This window comes from Citrobacter sp. CF971 (assembly GCF_006385635.1).
GTDB classification, from domain to species: domain Bacteria; phylum Pseudomonadota; class Gammaproteobacteria; order Enterobacterales; family Enterobacteriaceae; genus Citrobacter; species Citrobacter freundii.
The window spans coordinates 4,396,017-4,411,043 of sequence record NZ_CP041051.1 but is presented as its reverse complement, the minus strand read 5'-3'; the positions used below and the strand labels follow the sequence as shown (position 1 = coordinate 4,411,043).

At 55.0% G+C, this 15,027-nt stretch carries 10 protein-coding genes; 5 read left to right on the top strand and 5 right to left on the bottom strand.

What is annotated here, in order from left to right:
- Positions 1–33: 33 nt before the first annotated feature.
- The 5 genes from nanR (at position 34) to nanQ (ending at position 5,025) form a co-directional block, all read left to right on the top strand.
- Positions 34–825, top strand: a complete 792-nt coding sequence (nanR, locus tag E6P06_RS24820; protein ID WP_008785946.1) for a transcriptional regulator NanR — start codon at positions 34–36, stop codon at positions 823–825.
- A 259-nt stretch (positions 826–1,084) separates the two neighbouring features.
- Positions 1,085–1,978 carry an N-acetylneuraminate lyase gene (gene nanA / locus E6P06_RS24815; protein WP_016151064.1) on the top strand — a complete coding sequence of 298 codons (894 nt, stop codon included), beginning with the start codon at positions 1,085–1,087 and terminating at the stop codon, positions 1,976–1,978.
- A gap of 110 nt (positions 1,979–2,088) precedes the next feature.
- Positions 2,089–3,579 carry an MFS transporter gene (locus tag E6P06_RS24810; protein WP_139935817.1) on the top strand — a complete coding sequence of 497 codons (1,491 nt, stop codon included), beginning with the start codon at positions 2,089–2,091 and terminating at the stop codon, positions 3,577–3,579.
- A 106-nt stretch (positions 3,580–3,685) separates the two neighbouring features.
- Positions 3,686–4,555 (top strand): N-acetylmannosamine kinase, encoded by an 870-nt coding sequence (nanK, locus tag E6P06_RS24805; protein ID WP_139935816.1) that lies wholly within the window; start codon positions 3,686–3,688, stop codon positions 4,553–4,555.
- 2 nt (positions 4,556–4,557) lie between these two features.
- Positions 4,558–5,025 carry an N-acetylneuraminate anomerase gene (gene nanQ, locus E6P06_RS24800; protein ID WP_003025108.1) on the top strand — a complete coding sequence of 156 codons (468 nt, stop codon included), beginning with the start codon at positions 4,558–4,560 and terminating at the stop codon, positions 5,023–5,025.
- Between the two features lie 58 nt (positions 5,026–5,083).
- Here nanQ and E6P06_RS24795 read toward each other — a convergent pair whose 3' ends face one another.
- The 5 genes from E6P06_RS24795 to gltB form a co-directional block, all read right to left on the bottom strand.
- On the bottom strand, positions 5,084–6,364 hold the full coding sequence (locus tag E6P06_RS24795) for a cytosine deaminase (RefSeq protein ID WP_049015922.1): 1,281 nt from the start codon (positions 6,362–6,364) through the stop codon (positions 5,084–5,086).
- Positions 6,354–7,604 (bottom strand): cytosine permease, encoded by a 1,251-nt coding sequence (gene codB / locus E6P06_RS24790; RefSeq protein WP_003844832.1) that lies wholly within the window; start codon positions 7,602–7,604, stop codon positions 6,354–6,356. The genes E6P06_RS24795 and codB overlap by 11 nt, the downstream gene beginning before the upstream one ends.
- A 137-nt stretch (positions 7,605–7,741) precedes the next feature.
- Positions 7,742–8,824: a YhcG family protein gene (locus E6P06_RS24785; protein ID WP_003844834.1), complete on the bottom strand. Its 1,083-nt coding sequence runs from the start codon at positions 8,822–8,824 to the stop codon at positions 7,742–7,744.
- A gap of 199 nt (positions 8,825–9,023) precedes the next feature.
- Positions 9,024–10,442: a glutamate synthase small subunit gene (locus tag E6P06_RS24780; protein WP_003025096.1), complete on the bottom strand. Its 1,419-nt coding sequence runs from the start codon at positions 10,440–10,442 to the stop codon at positions 9,024–9,026.
- A gap of 12 nt (positions 10,443–10,454) precedes the next feature.
- A complete protein-coding gene (gene gltB / locus E6P06_RS24775; RefSeq protein WP_139935815.1) occupies positions 10,455–14,915 on the bottom strand; it encodes a glutamate synthase large subunit in 4,461 nt (1,486 codons plus the stop codon).
- Positions 14,916–15,027 lie beyond the last annotated feature (112 nt).

Here is a 15,027-nt window from a genome sequence, read left to right as displayed (position 1 = left end):
ACCCGCTGTTGTTTGTCACCACGACTTAGCTGAATGGACCCTATGAACGCATTTGATTCGCAAGCTGAAGACTCTCCATCCACCATTGGCCGTAGCTTACGCAATCGCCCGCTGGCGCGTAAAAAACTGTCTGAAATGGTTGAGGAAGAACTGGAGCAGATGATTCGTCGTCGGGAATTTGGCGAGGGCGAACAGTTGCCGTCTGAGCGGGAGCTGATGGCCTTCTTTAACGTGGGCCGTCCTTCTGTACGAGAAGCGCTGGCCGCGTTAAAACGCAAAGGTCTGGTACAAATTAACAACGGCGAGCGCGCCCGCGTTTCGCGTCCTTCAGCTGATACCATCATCAGCGAGCTGTCTGGTATGGCGAAAGATTTCCTCGCACATCCCGGCGGCATTGCCCACTTCGAGCAGTTGCGACTGTTCTTTGAATCAAGCCTGGTTCGATACGCCGCCGAACATGCGACAGATGAGCAAATCGACAGGCTGGCGAAAGCGCTGGAGATCAACAGCCAGTCGCTTGATGACAATACGTTGTTCATCCGTTCGGACGTTGATTTTCACCGCGTACTGGCGGAGATCCCGGGCAATCCCATCTTTATGGCGATCCATGTTGCGCTGTTAGACTGGTTAATTGCTGCCCGTCCGACCGTTGCCGATCAAGAATTGTATGAGCACAATAACGTGAGTTATCAGCAGCATATCGCTATTGTTGACGCGATTCGTCAGCGCGATCCTGAAGAAGCAGACCGCGCACTGCAAGAACATCTCAATAGCGTTTCCGCAACCTGGCACGCCTTCAGCAAAAGTAAAAAATTGCGTAAGTAATCGCGATCCTGACGATCTTTTAAACCCAAAATCATTCAAGTTGCATCAAGGCGGCAAGAGAGCGAGTCCCCTGGAGCATAGATAACTATGTGACAGGGGTGAGCGAACGCAGCCAACGCAGAGGCGGCTCGAAGGATGAAGTGTTTAGTGAGGTAGATCGCACTATAAGCGTTCTCTATTGTATTGCTGCTTATTTGATCTGGTATAACAGGTATAAAGGTATGCAGTCAGATAACACTAATCATCGTCAGAGGTCGTTATGGCAAGAAATTTAAAAGGCGTAATGCCAGCGTTGTTAACTCCATTCGATAACCAACAGAAACTGGACATCGAGAGCCTGCGCCGTCTGGTGCGTTTCAACATTGGGCAGGGGATCGATGGGCTGTATGTCGGTGGCTCAACGGGTGAGGCCTTTGTCCAAAACCGCGCTGAAAGAGAGCAGGTGCTGGAAATCGTTGCTGAAGAAGCGAAAGGCAAAGTGACGTTAATTGCCCATGTTGGCACGGTCAGTACGGAAGAAAGCCAGCAACTGGCGAGCGCCGCGCATCGTTACGGCTTTGATGCTGTCTCCGCTGTCACGCCGTTTTACTATCCGTTCAGCTTTGAAGAGCACTGCGATCACTACCGCGCAATTATTGATTCAGCGAATGGATTGCCGATGGTGGTCTATAACATCCCGGCGCTGAGCGGCGTAAAACTGACGCTGGATCAGATCAACACGCTGGTGACGTTGCCGGGCGTTGGCGCACTGAAGCAAACTTCGGGCGATCTCTATCAGATGGAACAGATCCGCCGCGCTCATCCCGATCTGGTGCTTTATAACGGTTATGACGAGATCTTCGCTTCTGGACTGCTAGCAGGCGCAGATGGAGGTATCGGTAGCACTTACAACATCATGGGATGGCGTTATCAGGGAATTGTGAAAGCGCTCAAAGAAGGTGACATTCGCACGGCGCAAAAGCTGCAAACCGAGTGCAATAAGGTTATCGATCTGCTTATTAAGGTTGGCGTGTTCCGCGGCCTGAAAACAGTACTGCACTATATGGATGTGGTTTCTGTTCCACTGTGCCGTAAACCCTTTGCTCCGGTAGATGAACGCTATCTGCCGGAACTGAAAGCGCTGGCAAACCAACTGCTGGCGGAAAAGGCGTAATCGCGGGTCGCCGGGGGCGCTTCGCTTGCCCGGCCTGGATTTTTCGACCGTAAGCCGGGTAAGGCAAAGCCACCACCCGGCACAACAACAAAGATCGTCGGGAGAGTAAAATGAGTATTTCTACCCAGAGCATCCCGTGGTATCGCCATCTCAATCGGGCACAATGGCGGGCATTTTCCGCCGCCTGGCTGGGATATTTGCTTGATGGTTTCGATTTTGTGTTAATCGCCCTGGTGCTGACAGAAGTGCAGGGCGAATTCGGACTGACGACGGTGCAGGCCGCCAGCCTGATCTCGGCCGCCTTTATCTCCCGTTGGTTTGGCGGGTTAATGCTGGGGGCGATGGGCGACCGTTACGGACGCCGTCTGGCAATGGTCACCAGCATCATTCTGTTCTCCGTGGGGACGCTGGCCTGCGGCTTCGCGCCGGGCTACACCACCATGTTTATCGCCCGTCTGGTTATCGGTATGGGAATGGCGGGTGAGTACGGCTCCAGTGCAACCTATGTTATTGAAAGTTGGCCTAAACACCTGCGAAATAAAGCCAGTGGCTTCCTGATTTCCGGTTTCTCTGTTGGCGCGGTGATCGCCGCGCAGGTCTACAGCCTGGTGGTTCCGGTCTGGGGGTGGCGTGCGCTGTTCTTCATCGGCATCCTGCCAATTATCTTCGCCCTGTGGCTGCGTAAAAATATTCCGGAAGCGGAAGACTGGAAAGAGAAACACGAAGGCAAAGCGCCAGTGCGCACGATGGTGGATATTCTCTACCGGGGCGAGCATCGGGTAATTAATATTCTGATGACGATCGCCGCTGCAACCGCGCTGTGGTTCTGCTTTGCTGGCGACCTGCAAAATGCGGCTATCGTGGCGGTCCTCGGCCTGATATGTGCGTTTATTTTCATTAGCTTTATGGTGCAAAGCAGCGGGAAGCGCTGGCCGACGGGCGTCATGCTGATGGTGGTCGTACTATTCGCCTTCCTGTACTCGTGGCCGATTCAGGCACTGTTGCCAACCTATCTGAAAACCGAACTGCTGTACGATCCTTCCACGGTGGCCAGAGTGCTCTTCTTTAGCGGTTTTGGTGCGGCGGTCGGTTGTTGCGTCGGCGGTTTTCTTGGCGACTGGCTGGGTACGCGTAAAGCCTATGTCTGCAGTTTGCTGGCCTCGCAGTTGCTGATTATTCCGGTGTTTGCGATAGGCGGTTCAAACGTCTGGGTACTGGGTTTGCTGCTGTTTTTCCAGCAAATGCTCGGCCAAGGGATCTCCGGGATCTTACCAAAATTGATTGGCGGCTATTTCGATACCGACCAGCGTGCGGCGGGCCTGGGCTTCACCTATAACGTGGGCGCACTGGGTGGGGCTCTGGCACCGATCATCGGCGCGCTGATTGCCCAACGTCTGGATCTGGGCACGGCGCTGGGATCGCTCTCTTTCGGTCTGACATTTGTGGTGATCCTGCTGATTGGTCTCGATATGCCGTCCCGCGTACAGCGCTGGCTGCGTCCTGAAGCGTTGCGTACGCATGATGCCATTGATGGTCGACCGTTTAGCGGGGCTGTACCGTTCGGCGGTGACAAAAGCACCATGGTGAAATCCAAAAGTTAATCCCATTGCCCGGTGTTGAACCGGGCAATTAGCGTAAGGGAAGAAGTATGTCGTTACTTGAGCAACGGGATAAAAAGCGTATCACCGCGATGCAGAAGGCGGTGTCATGACCACATTGGCAATTGATATCGGCGGTACCAAACTGGCTGCCGCGCTGTTAGACAGTAATCTGCAAATTCGCGAGCGGCGTGAATTGCCGACGCCCGCCAGCAAAACGCCGGAGGCGCTGCGCGCTGCGCTGCAAGCACTGGTTGCACCGCTACAGGGGCGTGCTAATCGGGTGGCGATCGCCTCGACGGGGATTATCCGTGAGGGGGCTTTACTGGCGCTGAATCCGCATAACCTTGGCGGGTTGATGCATTTTCCGCTGACACAAACGCTGGAACAAATCACCGGCCTGCCGACGCTGGCAGTCAATGACGCACAGGCTGCGGCCTGGGCGGAATACCACGCTATGGCGGATGAGATAAGCGACATGGTGTTTATCACCGTGTCGACAGGCGTCGGCGGCGGCGTGATCAGCAACGGCAAATTACTCACCGGGTCTGGTGGTCTGGCTGGACACTTAGGACATACGCTGGCGGATCCCAATGGACCGGCCTGCGGCTGCGGACGTGTGGGCTGCGTCGAGGCGATTGCTTCCGGTCGAGGGATCGCGGCTGCAGCCGAAGGTACGCTTGCTGGATGCGACGCCAAAACCATTTTTAGCCGCGCCGGGCAAGGAGATGAGCAGGCAAGCAGGTTGATCCATCGCTCGGCGCGTACTTTGGCAAGGCTTATCGGCGATGTGAAGGCCACGACCGATTGCCAGATTGTGGTGATTGGCGGCAGCGTTGGGCTGGCTGAAGGATATCTGGCGCTGGTGGAACATTATCTGGCACAAGAGCCCTTGGCCTATCACGTGGAATTACTGGCGGCGCATTACCGCCATGACGCTGGATTACTGGGGGCCGCGCTGTTGGCCCTGGGAGAATGATGATGATATCAGATGAGTTGCGTTCACTGCCTTCTGCCGGATTACATCCGGTCTTACAGCAGGCATTAACGCTTGCCATTGCGGCGAATCCGCAGGAGAAAACGCCAGGGCGCTACGCGTTGCAGGGCGATACTATTTTTATGAATGTCATGCAGTTTGCGACGCAGAGCCCAGAGCAAAAGAAAGCGGAACTTCATCAGCAGTACATTGATATTCAGGTGCTGTTGTCCGGCGAAGAACGTATTCTGTTCGGGATGACCGATTCTGCTCGCCAGTGCGATGAGATGCATGTTGAGGATGACTATCAGTTGTGCAGCGAGATTGCCGATGAGCAGGCGATCGTACTGAAGCCGGGAAGATTTGCGATTTTTATGCCGGGCGAGCCGCATAAACCGGGCTGTATGGTGGGAGGGCCGGGGGAAATCAAAAAGGTCGTGATCAAGGTGCGCGCCAGCTTATTACAAGCCTGACGATGAGAGACCGTGTCGGATGGCAAGGCTTGCGCCATCCGACACTGGATAGAACAACTTAGCGCTTAAACGTCACTGCTTCCGGCTGCGTCAGATGCAGCGTGGTCTGGCTTGGCACTGTCTCAGCAATGACTCGCCCGTGACGAATGGAATAACGGGCAGGCGTCTGGCGACGAACCGCGTCAAACCCATTTTCTGCCGCTAAAATCACCAGATTTCCGGAGTTTCCCACGTTCAGACCGTAATCCTGCAGGTGCAGGGTTTTCGCACTGTGGGTGGTAACCAGGTTCAGCCCATCGTTGATCTGTCCGTATCCCATCAGCTGACACACATGTAATCCCATATGCAGTACCTGCAGCATATTGGCGGTGCCCAGCGGATACCATGGGTCGAAGACGTCATCATGGCCGAAGCAGACGTTGATCTCCGCTTCCAGCATCTCTTTGACGCGCGTTACGCCGCGACGTTTAGGATACGTATCAAAGCGCCCTTGCAGGTGAATATTTACCAGTGGGTTCGCGACAAAGTTAATGCCGGACATTTTCAACAGGCGAAAGAGGCGGGAAGCATACGCGCCGTTATAGGAATGCATTGCCGTGGTATGGCTGGCGGTCACGCGTTCGCCCATATTGTCACGATGCGCCAGCGCCGCGACGGTTTCAACAAAGCGTGACTGCTCATCGTCAATTTCGTCGCAGTGCACATCGATAAGCCGATCGTATTTCTGCGCCAGAGCGAAAATTTTGTGCAGAGACTCAACGCCATATTCACGCGTAAATTCAAAGTGGGGGATCGCGCCAATGACGTCTGCGCCCAAACGCACGGCTTCCTCTAATAGCGCTTCACCGTTGGGGTAAGAAAGAATGCCCTCTTGCGGGAAGGCGACAATTTGCAGCTCTACCCACGGCGCGACTTCTTGCTTCACCTCCAGCATGGCTTTCAGTGCAGTCAGCGTTGGATCGGAAACGTCAACGTGCGTGCGGACATACTGGATGCCGTTGGCCATCTGCCACTTCAGCGTCTGCATGGCGCGCGCTTTGACGTCTTCGTGCGTGAGCATTGCCTTACGTTCGGCCCAACGCTCAATGCCTTCAAATAACGTTCCAGACTGGTTCCAGCTCGGCTCGCCTGCAGTTTGCGTGGTGTCCAGATGGATATGTGGCTCAACGAACGGTGGAATGGCCAGGCCGCCTTCGGCATCAAGCACTTCGCCCAGCGGTAACGTGGCGGTGTCCTGTGGCTCAATCCGGCTGAAGCGCCCGTTTTCAATCGTGAGCTGCCACAATCCTTCGCGTCCCTGTAAACGTGCCTGACGAAGGGTGATGTTATTATTCTGCATGGCTGACCTCTGGTGATTTAGCAAGGCTGCGATTGAAAAGTGGATTCAGCAGGATATAGCTGAATACGCCGCCAAGTACGGCGTTGACGGGCACAATACCGGGAATATAGTGACCTGCGGCAATGCCCAATGCAACGGACAGGATCGCTATCCAGTTTACGGAAATAAATTGCGCTTTGCTGAAGTCGGCATAGCGACGATGGTTCAGCAGATAGTCGGCGATGATCACCCCGCCAATCGGGGGAATTGCTGCCGACAGAAAAGTCAGCCAACCGACAAAGTTATTGTAAAGCCATAGCGCACACAATGTGCCGATAATACCGTTAGCCACCGACAGCGTACGGCTGGAAAGGCCGGTAATATTGGCAAATCCCAGACCTGAGGCATACAGCGCATTGTCGTTAGTCGTCCAGATGTTCAGACCGAGCACTACAATCGCGGGCAGCAGCAGTCCCTGGGCAATCATCACGTCAGAGATATCCGCCTGTCCAACCGCAGCCGCGCCCGCAGCGCCGAAGATGAACATCAAGGAGTTGCCAAGGAAAAACGCCACCATGGCAATCAGCACCGCGCCTTTGGCGTTGCGACCAAAGCGAACGAAGTCGGCGGTTAATGTTCCTGCGCTGACAAACGAACCGACCACCAGCGCCAGGGCGGTGGAGAAATTCAGCGGCGTCTGCGGCACTATCGCTTTTAAATGGTCTAAACCGCCGACATCACTCACCGCCAGCCAGACGGAGTAGCTGCCAAGAACGACGATGGCAGGCACGGCGATGATAGATAAAACTGTCAGCGCCGAGATGCCAAAAAAGATGGTCAGGGTCATCAACAGACCAGAAACCGCAATCAGGATATTGACGTCAATTCCCGTCGCTTTGCCCACCGGGATAGCAAACATAGCCACACCCACGCCAAACCAGCCTACCTGCGTACCGCCTAACAACAGTGAGGGAAGCCATGAACCTTTCAAACCAAATGAGTAACGCGCCAGAAGGTGGGTTGAGAGCCCTGTTTTTGCGCCGATAAAACCGAGAAATGCAGTGTAAATACCGAGGAGAAGATTACCGAAGAGAACTGCCAGGAAGAAATCATTATAGGAAAGACCGGTACCGAGTGTGCCACCGGTCCACATACTGGCGGAAAAAAATGTAAGCCCCAACATAACAAATGTTAGTGGAACCACGCCTTTCCGCGCCGCCAGAGGGACGGGGCCCTGGCTATAATTGTTGTCCTGCGACACAACGCCTCCATGAATTTTGCCCAAAAAATCCGCCGCATAATATACAGTTCTCAGAATAAAGCAAACGATTACGTATAATCTTTACATGGTTATTATTTATGGTGTTGATGATTGCGTTGATTTTCCTTGGTCGACAGTTAACCCGCGTCTGTGAGTTGAGTTCCCAGCATGGTTTGTGAACGAATGAGCTCGTCTGCAAGTAATTTTTCATCAGGTAGCTGTACTTTGTACTCGCTCGCCTGGATGGTATTCGGTAGGCCGTTCAACGCGTAGTGCGCTTCCCCCGCCCCTTTTCCTGCGCACAGAATCAGCCCGACTGGCGGATTTTCCCCCGGCATCGTCCAATGTTCTTTGGCATAGTTCAGATACATATTCATCTGCCCGGCATCCGCATAGCTGAATTTGCCTACTTTTAGATCAACGAGCAACAGGCAGCGTAAACGACGATGAAAGAACAGCAGATCGACGCGGAACCAGTTATCGTCAATGCGCAATCGACGCTGACGGCCAACAAAAGCAAAATCGTCGCCGAGCTCCAGCATAAAGTCCATCAGGTGATTGATCAGCGCCTCTTCAAGATCCGATTCTGAATACTCATCCTTGAGGCCAAGAAACTCCAGAATGAACGGATCGCGGATGGCCTTTTCAGGCAAGACTTCAGGCTCCGTCGGGACTGCCTTCTGCAACATGGCGGATTTGTCGCGGGACAACAGCGTCCGCTCATAAAACTGAGTGGCAATTTGTCGATTGAGCTGCCGTACTGACCAGCCGTTACGGAGAGTCTCTTTCTCATAAAAAGTGCGGGCATCGGCATTTTTAACAGACAAGAGGCGGACATACGCCGACCAGGGTAGTGGGAATGTTTTGGCGAGTTGTATGAGATTTTGAGATTCACCAGACAGTGTCTGCTGAATCTCAATTTGTTGAAAATAAAGATAAAACATACGCATTTGCCGTATGTTTACCATGGAAAACCCCCGTTTATAGCGTTGGTTTAGATCCACTGACAACCGTTCAATAAGCTGAGCGCCATAGGCTGCCCGGGATTCACCACCTTGCTCAAATTCAACAATTCGTCGACCAATTTCCCAGTAGGTCGCCGTCATTAGTGCATTGATACTACGGACAGTTTCTGTCCGCGCGGTGTCCAGTAGTCGAACAATTCCGTTATGGATTTGCTGATAGTCATCTGCATCCTGAAGTGACGTCGGCGTGGTCATACTTCATCCCTTTCGTGAAAGTTACGGTGTAAAAATATTCCGCGATCAATACGCCCGGGTGCTGAAGTGGTCAATCCACATTCTACTAATTACAAAGACTTGCAGTCTTAATTGCGAGTAGCTTTCAAAGAATGGTGGAGAAATACGGAGAAAAAAAGCCCCTGTCGACAAACGTGAACAGGGGCCAGAGAAGGCTCTTTTACACTTCCAGGTAATTCAGAATCCCGTCTGCCGCTTTACGACCTTCGGCAATCGCGGTGACCACCAGATCCGAACCGCGCACGATGTCGCCACCGGCGAAGATTTTCGGGTTGCTGGTCTGGAAAGCGTTGTCGCTACGTTCCGGGGCAATAATGCGCCCCTGTGAATCCAGTTCGACGCTGTGCTCTTTCAACCATTCCATGCTATGTGGGCGGAAACCAAACGCCAGGACCACGGCATCAGCCGGAACAACGTGCTCGGAGCCAGCGACGATCTCCGCACGGCGACGCCCCTTCGCATCCGGTTCGCCCATTTCAGTACGCGCCATTTTCACGCCGCACACTTTCCCGTTGGCATTCACTTCCACACCTAAAGGCTGGACGTTGAACTGGAACTCGACGCCTTCTTCGCGCGCGTTTTTCACTTCGCGTTTCGAACCCGGCATGTTCTCTTCATCGCGACGATAGGCGCAGATAACGTGCGATGCTTCCTGACGTACGGAGGTGCGCACGCAGTCCATGGCGGTATCGCCACCGCCGAGCACGACGACACGTTTGCCTTCCATGCTGATATATGGCTCATTGCTGCTTTCGCCAAAGCCCATCAACTGTTTGGTATTGGCAATCAGGAACGGCAGGGCATCAAACACGCCATCAGCGTCTTCGTTTTCCAGCCCGCCGCGCATCGACTGATAGGTTCCTACGCCAAGGAACACGGCGTCGTAATCCTTCAGCAAATCATTGAGCTGTACGTCACGGCCTACTTCCACGTTGAGTTTGAACTCAATGCCCATGCCGGTGAAGATTTCACGGCGACGGGTCATGACCTCTTTTTCCAGCTTGAAGGCTGGGATACCGAAGGTCAGCAAGCCGCCGATTTCCGGGTGACGGTCAAATACCACCGCCTTTACGCCGTTGCGGGTCAGCACATCAGCACAGGCCAGGCCCGCTGGCCCCGCACCGATAATCGCCACGCGCTTGTCCGTCTGGCGAACGCCGGTCATATCCGGACGCCAGCCCATCTCGAACGCTTTATCGTTGATATAGCGCTCAATATTGCCGATAGTTACCGCGCCAAACTCATCGTTCAGCGTACAGGATCCTTCACACAGTCGATCCTGCGGGCATACACGGCCACAGACTTCCGGCAAGGTGTTGGTCTGGTGCGAAAGCTCTGCCGCTTCAAAAATACGTCCCTCATTCGCCAACTTCAGCCAGTTCGGGATGTAGTTATGCACCGGACACTTCCACTCGCAGTACGGGTTACCGCAGGACAGGCAGCGATCTGCCTGTGCTTTGGCCTGACCTTCAGAAAACGGCTCGTAGATCTCGATAAATTCGATCTTACGGATCTTCAGCGGCTTCTTCGGCGGATCAACACGCTGCAGGTCGATAAATTGGTATACGTTCTGACTCATTGCTGCTACCCCTTACTGCGCCTGCACACGCAGCTCTGCTGCGCTACGACTACGGTGACCCAACAGTGCTTTCACATCACTGGATTTTGGTTTTACCAGCGCGAATTTCGCCGAGAATGCTGGCCAGTTCGCCAGGATCTCTTCGCCGTGAGAAGAACCGGTATGCTGTACGTGCTCGGTAATCAGGCCACGCAGGTGCTCTTCGTGGATCGCCAGCGAGTCCACGCTCAGCACTTCGACCAGTTCCGGGTTTACGCGTTTGCGGAATTCACCGTCTTCGTCGAGCACGTAGGCGAATCCGCCGGTCATGCCCGCGCCGAAGTTAACGCCGGTTTTGCCGAGAATACAGACGATGCCGCCGGTCATGTATTCACAGCCGTTGTCGCCAATACCTTCAACCACGGTGATTGCGCCGGAGTTACGCACTGCAAAGCGCTCACCCGCACGACCCGCAGCAAACAGGCGACCACCGGTGGCGCCATACAGGCAGGTGTTACCGATGATGCTCGCCTCATGGCTACGGAAAGCAGAGCCAACCGGAGGACGCACTGCCAGCAGACCACCCGCCATGCCTTTACCGACATAGTCGTTGGCATCGCCGGTCAGATACAGCTCCACGCCGCCCGCGTTCCACACGCCAAAGCTCTGGCCTGCAGTACCGCTGAAGTGCGCTTTGATCGGGTCAGACGCCAGCCCCTGATCGCCATGCGTCTGAGCGATATAGCCCGACAGCGATGCGCCGACGGAACGGTCGGTGTTGCGGATATCGAACCAGAAGGTTTTGCTCTGGCGCTCGTCGACAAACGGCTTCGCCTGCTGTAACAGCTGGGCGTTCAGCACGCCATTATCAAACGGCGGGTTGTTCTCGGTGCAATGCAGCGCTTTACCAGGATGCGGTTCGGCGGTTTCCAGCAGACGAGACAGCTCCAGCTTCTGCTGCTTGGCGGTGAAGCCATCCAGCTCTTTGAGCAGGTCGGTGCGACCAATCAGATCCACCAGGCGGGTAACGCCCAGCGAGGCCATCAGCTCGCGCACTTCACGGGCGATAAATTCAAAGTAGTTGGTCACTTTGAACGGCAGGCCGTGATAGTGGTTCTTACGCAGTTTCTCATCCTGAGTTGCAACACCGGTTGCGCAGTTGTTCAGGTGGCAAATACGCAGATATTTACAGCCCAGCGCCACCATCGGGCCGGTACCGAAGCCAAAGCTTTCTGCACCCAGAATTGCCGCTTTAATGATATCGACGCCGGTTTTCAGACCGCCATCGACCTGCAGACGAATCTTGTGACGCAGACCGTTAGCCACCAGCGCCTGCTGGGTTTCCACCAGGCCTAGTTCCCACGGGCAGCCCGCATATTTCACTGATGAGAGCGGGCTTGCGCCTGTGCCGCCATCGTAGCCAGCAATGGTGATCAGATCCGCATAGGCTTTCGCTACGCCAGTGGCGATGGTACCAACGCCTGGTTCGGAAACCAGCTTCACCGAGATCATCGCCTTCGGGTTGACCTGTTTCAGGTCGAAAATCAGCTGCGCTAAATCCTCGATAGAGTAGATATCGTGGTGCGGCGGCGGGGAGATCAGCGTCACGCCCGGTACGGAATAGCGTAGTTTGGCGATGTACGGGGTGACTTTATCACCTGGTAACTGACCGCCTTCGCCAGGTTTCGCGCCCTGAGCGACTTTAATCTGAATGACATCGGCATTGACCAGGTATGCCGGGGTTACGCCAAAGCGACCGGAAGCAACCTGCTTAATGCGTGACACTTTATTGGTGCCGTAGCGCGCCGGGTCTTCGCCGCCTTCACCGGAGTTCGAGTTGCCGCCGATGCTGTTCATGGCTTCGGCCAGCGCTTCGTGTGCTTCGGGGCTTAATGCGCCGATAGACATGGCGGCGGTATCAAAGCGTTTAAACAGTTCGGTCGCGGGTTCTACTTCGCTAATGCTTACGGCTTCATCGCCAGGCGTAATCGCCAGCAGATCGCGCAGCGTGGCCGCCGGACGCTCATTAACCAGCTTGGCGTATTCCTGATAGTCGCTGTACTCGCCGCTTTGTACCGCCTTCTGCAGAGTGCGTACCACGTCCGGGTTGTAGGCGTGGTATTCGCCGCCGTGGACGTACTTCAGCAAACCGCCCTGGCTGATAGGTTTACGCGCCAGCCATGCATGTTTGGAGAGGTTCAGCAGATCCTGCTGGAAGTCGGTAAACCCTGCACCGCTAATACGGCTGACCACGCCCTGGAAGCACAACGCAACCACATCATCGTGCAGACCAACGGCTTCAAACAGCTTCGAGCAGCGGTAGGAGGCAATGGTCGAGATGCCCATCTTGGACATGATTTTGTACAGACCTTTATTGATGCCGTTACGGTAGTTCAGCATCACGGTTCGGTAATCTTTGGCAATCGCCTGAGTGTCGATCAGACGTCCCAATGTTTCATACGCGAGATACGGATAGATTGCCGTCGCGCCAAAACCGAGCAGGACGGCAAAATGGTGCGGATCGCGGGCACTGGCGGTTTCAACGATGATGTTGGCGTCGCAGCGCAGGCTTTGTTCTACCAGACGCGTTTGCACTGCGCCCACGGCCATCGGCGCCGGAACCGGCAGACGATTTTTAGCGATGTTGCGGTCAGAGAGTACCAGCAGTACCGTGCCGTTGCGCACCATCTGTTCCGCCTTATCGCACAATGCTTTGACGGTCTCTTCGAGCGTAGTTTCGGTCGCGTCGAAGGTGATATCCAGACGGTCAGCGCGATAATGCTCCTCTTTCATGGTGGTGAGCTGGGTGAAATCGGAGTACAGCAGGATCGGCGATTTAAAGCTCAGGCGGTGTGCCTGACCTTCGGCTTCGCAGAAGACGTTCATCTCACGACCGATGCTGGTGGCCAGCGACATAACGTGCGCTTCACGCAGCGGGTCGATCGGCGGGTTGGTGACCTGCGCGAACTGCTGGCGGAAGTAGTCATAAATGATGCGCGGCTGGCTGGAGAGTACGGCAAACGGGGTATCGTCACCCATTGAACCGACCGCTTCCTGGCCATTTTCGCCGAGCACGCGGATCACGGAATCCAGCTCTTCAGCGCTGTAGTTAAACTGTTTCTGATAGCTGGCGAGGGTGTCATCGTCCAGTTCACGGCTGCCGACCTGATCGTCAGCCAGGTCTTCGAACGGTACCAGGCGGCGGACGTTTTTCTCCATCCACTCTTTGTATGGGTGACGGCTTTTCAGGTCATCATCGGTTTCGGCTGAGTGCAGAATACGCCCGCTGCGGGTATCGATAACCATCAGCTCGCCAGGGCCGACGCGGCCTTTCTCTACCACTTCATCCGGCTGATAATCCCAGATCCCGACTTCAGAGGCGCAAGTAATCAGCTTGTCTTTGGTGATGACGTAGCGTGCCGGACGCAAGCCGTTACGGTCAAGGTTACAGGCGGCAAAGCGGCCGTCGGACATGACGATGCCCGCCGGACCGTCCCACGGTTCCATGTGCATGGAGTTGAAGTCAAAGAACGCGCGCAGCTCCGGATCCATATCAGGGTTGTTCTGCCATGCCGGTGGAACCAGTAAGCGCATGGCGCGGATGATGTCCATCCCGCCTGCCAGCAGCAGTTCCAGCATGTTATCCATCGAACTGGAGTCTGAGCCGGTTTCGTTAACAAACGGCGCGGCGTCGTGCAGGTCAGGGATCAGTGGCGTCTGGAACTTATAAGTACGGGCGCGAGCCCACTGGCGGTTGCCGGTGATGGTGTTGATTTCACCGTTGTGCGCCAGATAGCGGAACGGCTGCGCCAGCGGCCAGCGCGGTACGGTGTTGGTGGAGAAGCGCTGATGGAACAGGCAGATGGCCGATTCCAGACGCAGGTCTGCCAGGTCCAGGTAGAAGCGCGGCAGATCCGCCGGCATACACAGACCTTTATAGATATTGACCAGATTCGACAAGCTACAGACGTAGAAATCTTTGTCTTGCAGGAGGCGTTTTTCGATACGACGACGCGCGATGAACAGGCGACGCTCCATATCACGCGGACGCCAGCCCGCAGGGGCGTTAACAAAAATTTGCTCGATACGAGGCAGGGAGGAGAGCGCAATTTCACCGAGAACACCTTCGTTGGTCGGCACGTCGCGCCAGCCGACAATCGACAGGGTTTCCTGCTGTAATTCTTCTTCAACAATGCGACGAGAAGCCGCAGCCAGCTCAGGGTCTTTATTTAAAAAGATCATGCCGACGGCGTAGTTTTTGGCTAAACGCCAGCCGCGCTCTTGCGCCACGATGCGGAAAAAGCGGTCAGGTTTTTGTAACAGCAGGCCGCAACCATCGCCGGTTTTTCCATCGGCAAGAATTGCGCCACGGTGCTGCATTCGGGCCAGTGCGTGTATGGCGGTACGCACTACCTTGTGGCTAGGTTCGCCTTCTATGTGGGCGATCAGGCCGAAACCACAGTTATCCCTCTCAAGGGATTTATCGTACAACATATCAGTGAACCTCCCCAGGCTCTGAGGGATTCCCATCTGGACCGTTGCGCACGGGCACACCAAGAGCATGGCGACGGGGTTTGCGTGTCATACGCTTACCTCGCATTCGCCC

Coding starts and splice junctions, on each gene's coding strand:
- nanK (WP_139935816.1), top strand. CDS start 3,686: ATGACCACATTGGCAATTGATATCGGCGGTACCAAACTGGCTGCCGCG.
- nanQ (WP_003025108.1), top strand. CDS start 4,558: ATGATATCAGATGAGTTGCGTTCACTGCCTTCTGCCGGATTACATCCG.
- nanA (WP_016151064.1), top strand. CDS start 1,085: ATGGCAAGAAATTTAAAAGGCGTAATGCCAGCGTTGTTAACTCCATTC.
- E6P06_RS24810 (WP_139935817.1), top strand. CDS start 2,089: ATGAGTATTTCTACCCAGAGCATCCCGTGGTATCGCCATCTCAATCGG.
- gltB (WP_139935815.1), bottom strand. CDS start 14,915: ATGTTGTACGATAAATCCCTTGAGAGGGATAACTGTGGTTTCGGCCTG.
- E6P06_RS24795 (WP_049015922.1), bottom strand. CDS start 6,364: ATGCAGAATAATAACATCACCCTTCGTCAGGCACGTTTACAGGGACGC.
- nanR (WP_008785946.1), top strand. CDS start 34: ATGGACCCTATGAACGCATTTGATTCGCAAGCTGAAGACTCTCCATCC.
- E6P06_RS24785 (WP_003844834.1), bottom strand. CDS start 8,824: ATGACCACGCCGACGTCACTTCAGGATGCAGATGACTATCAGCAAATC.
- E6P06_RS24780 (WP_003025096.1), bottom strand. CDS start 10,442: ATGAGTCAGAACGTATACCAATTTATCGACCTGCAGCGTGTTGATCCG.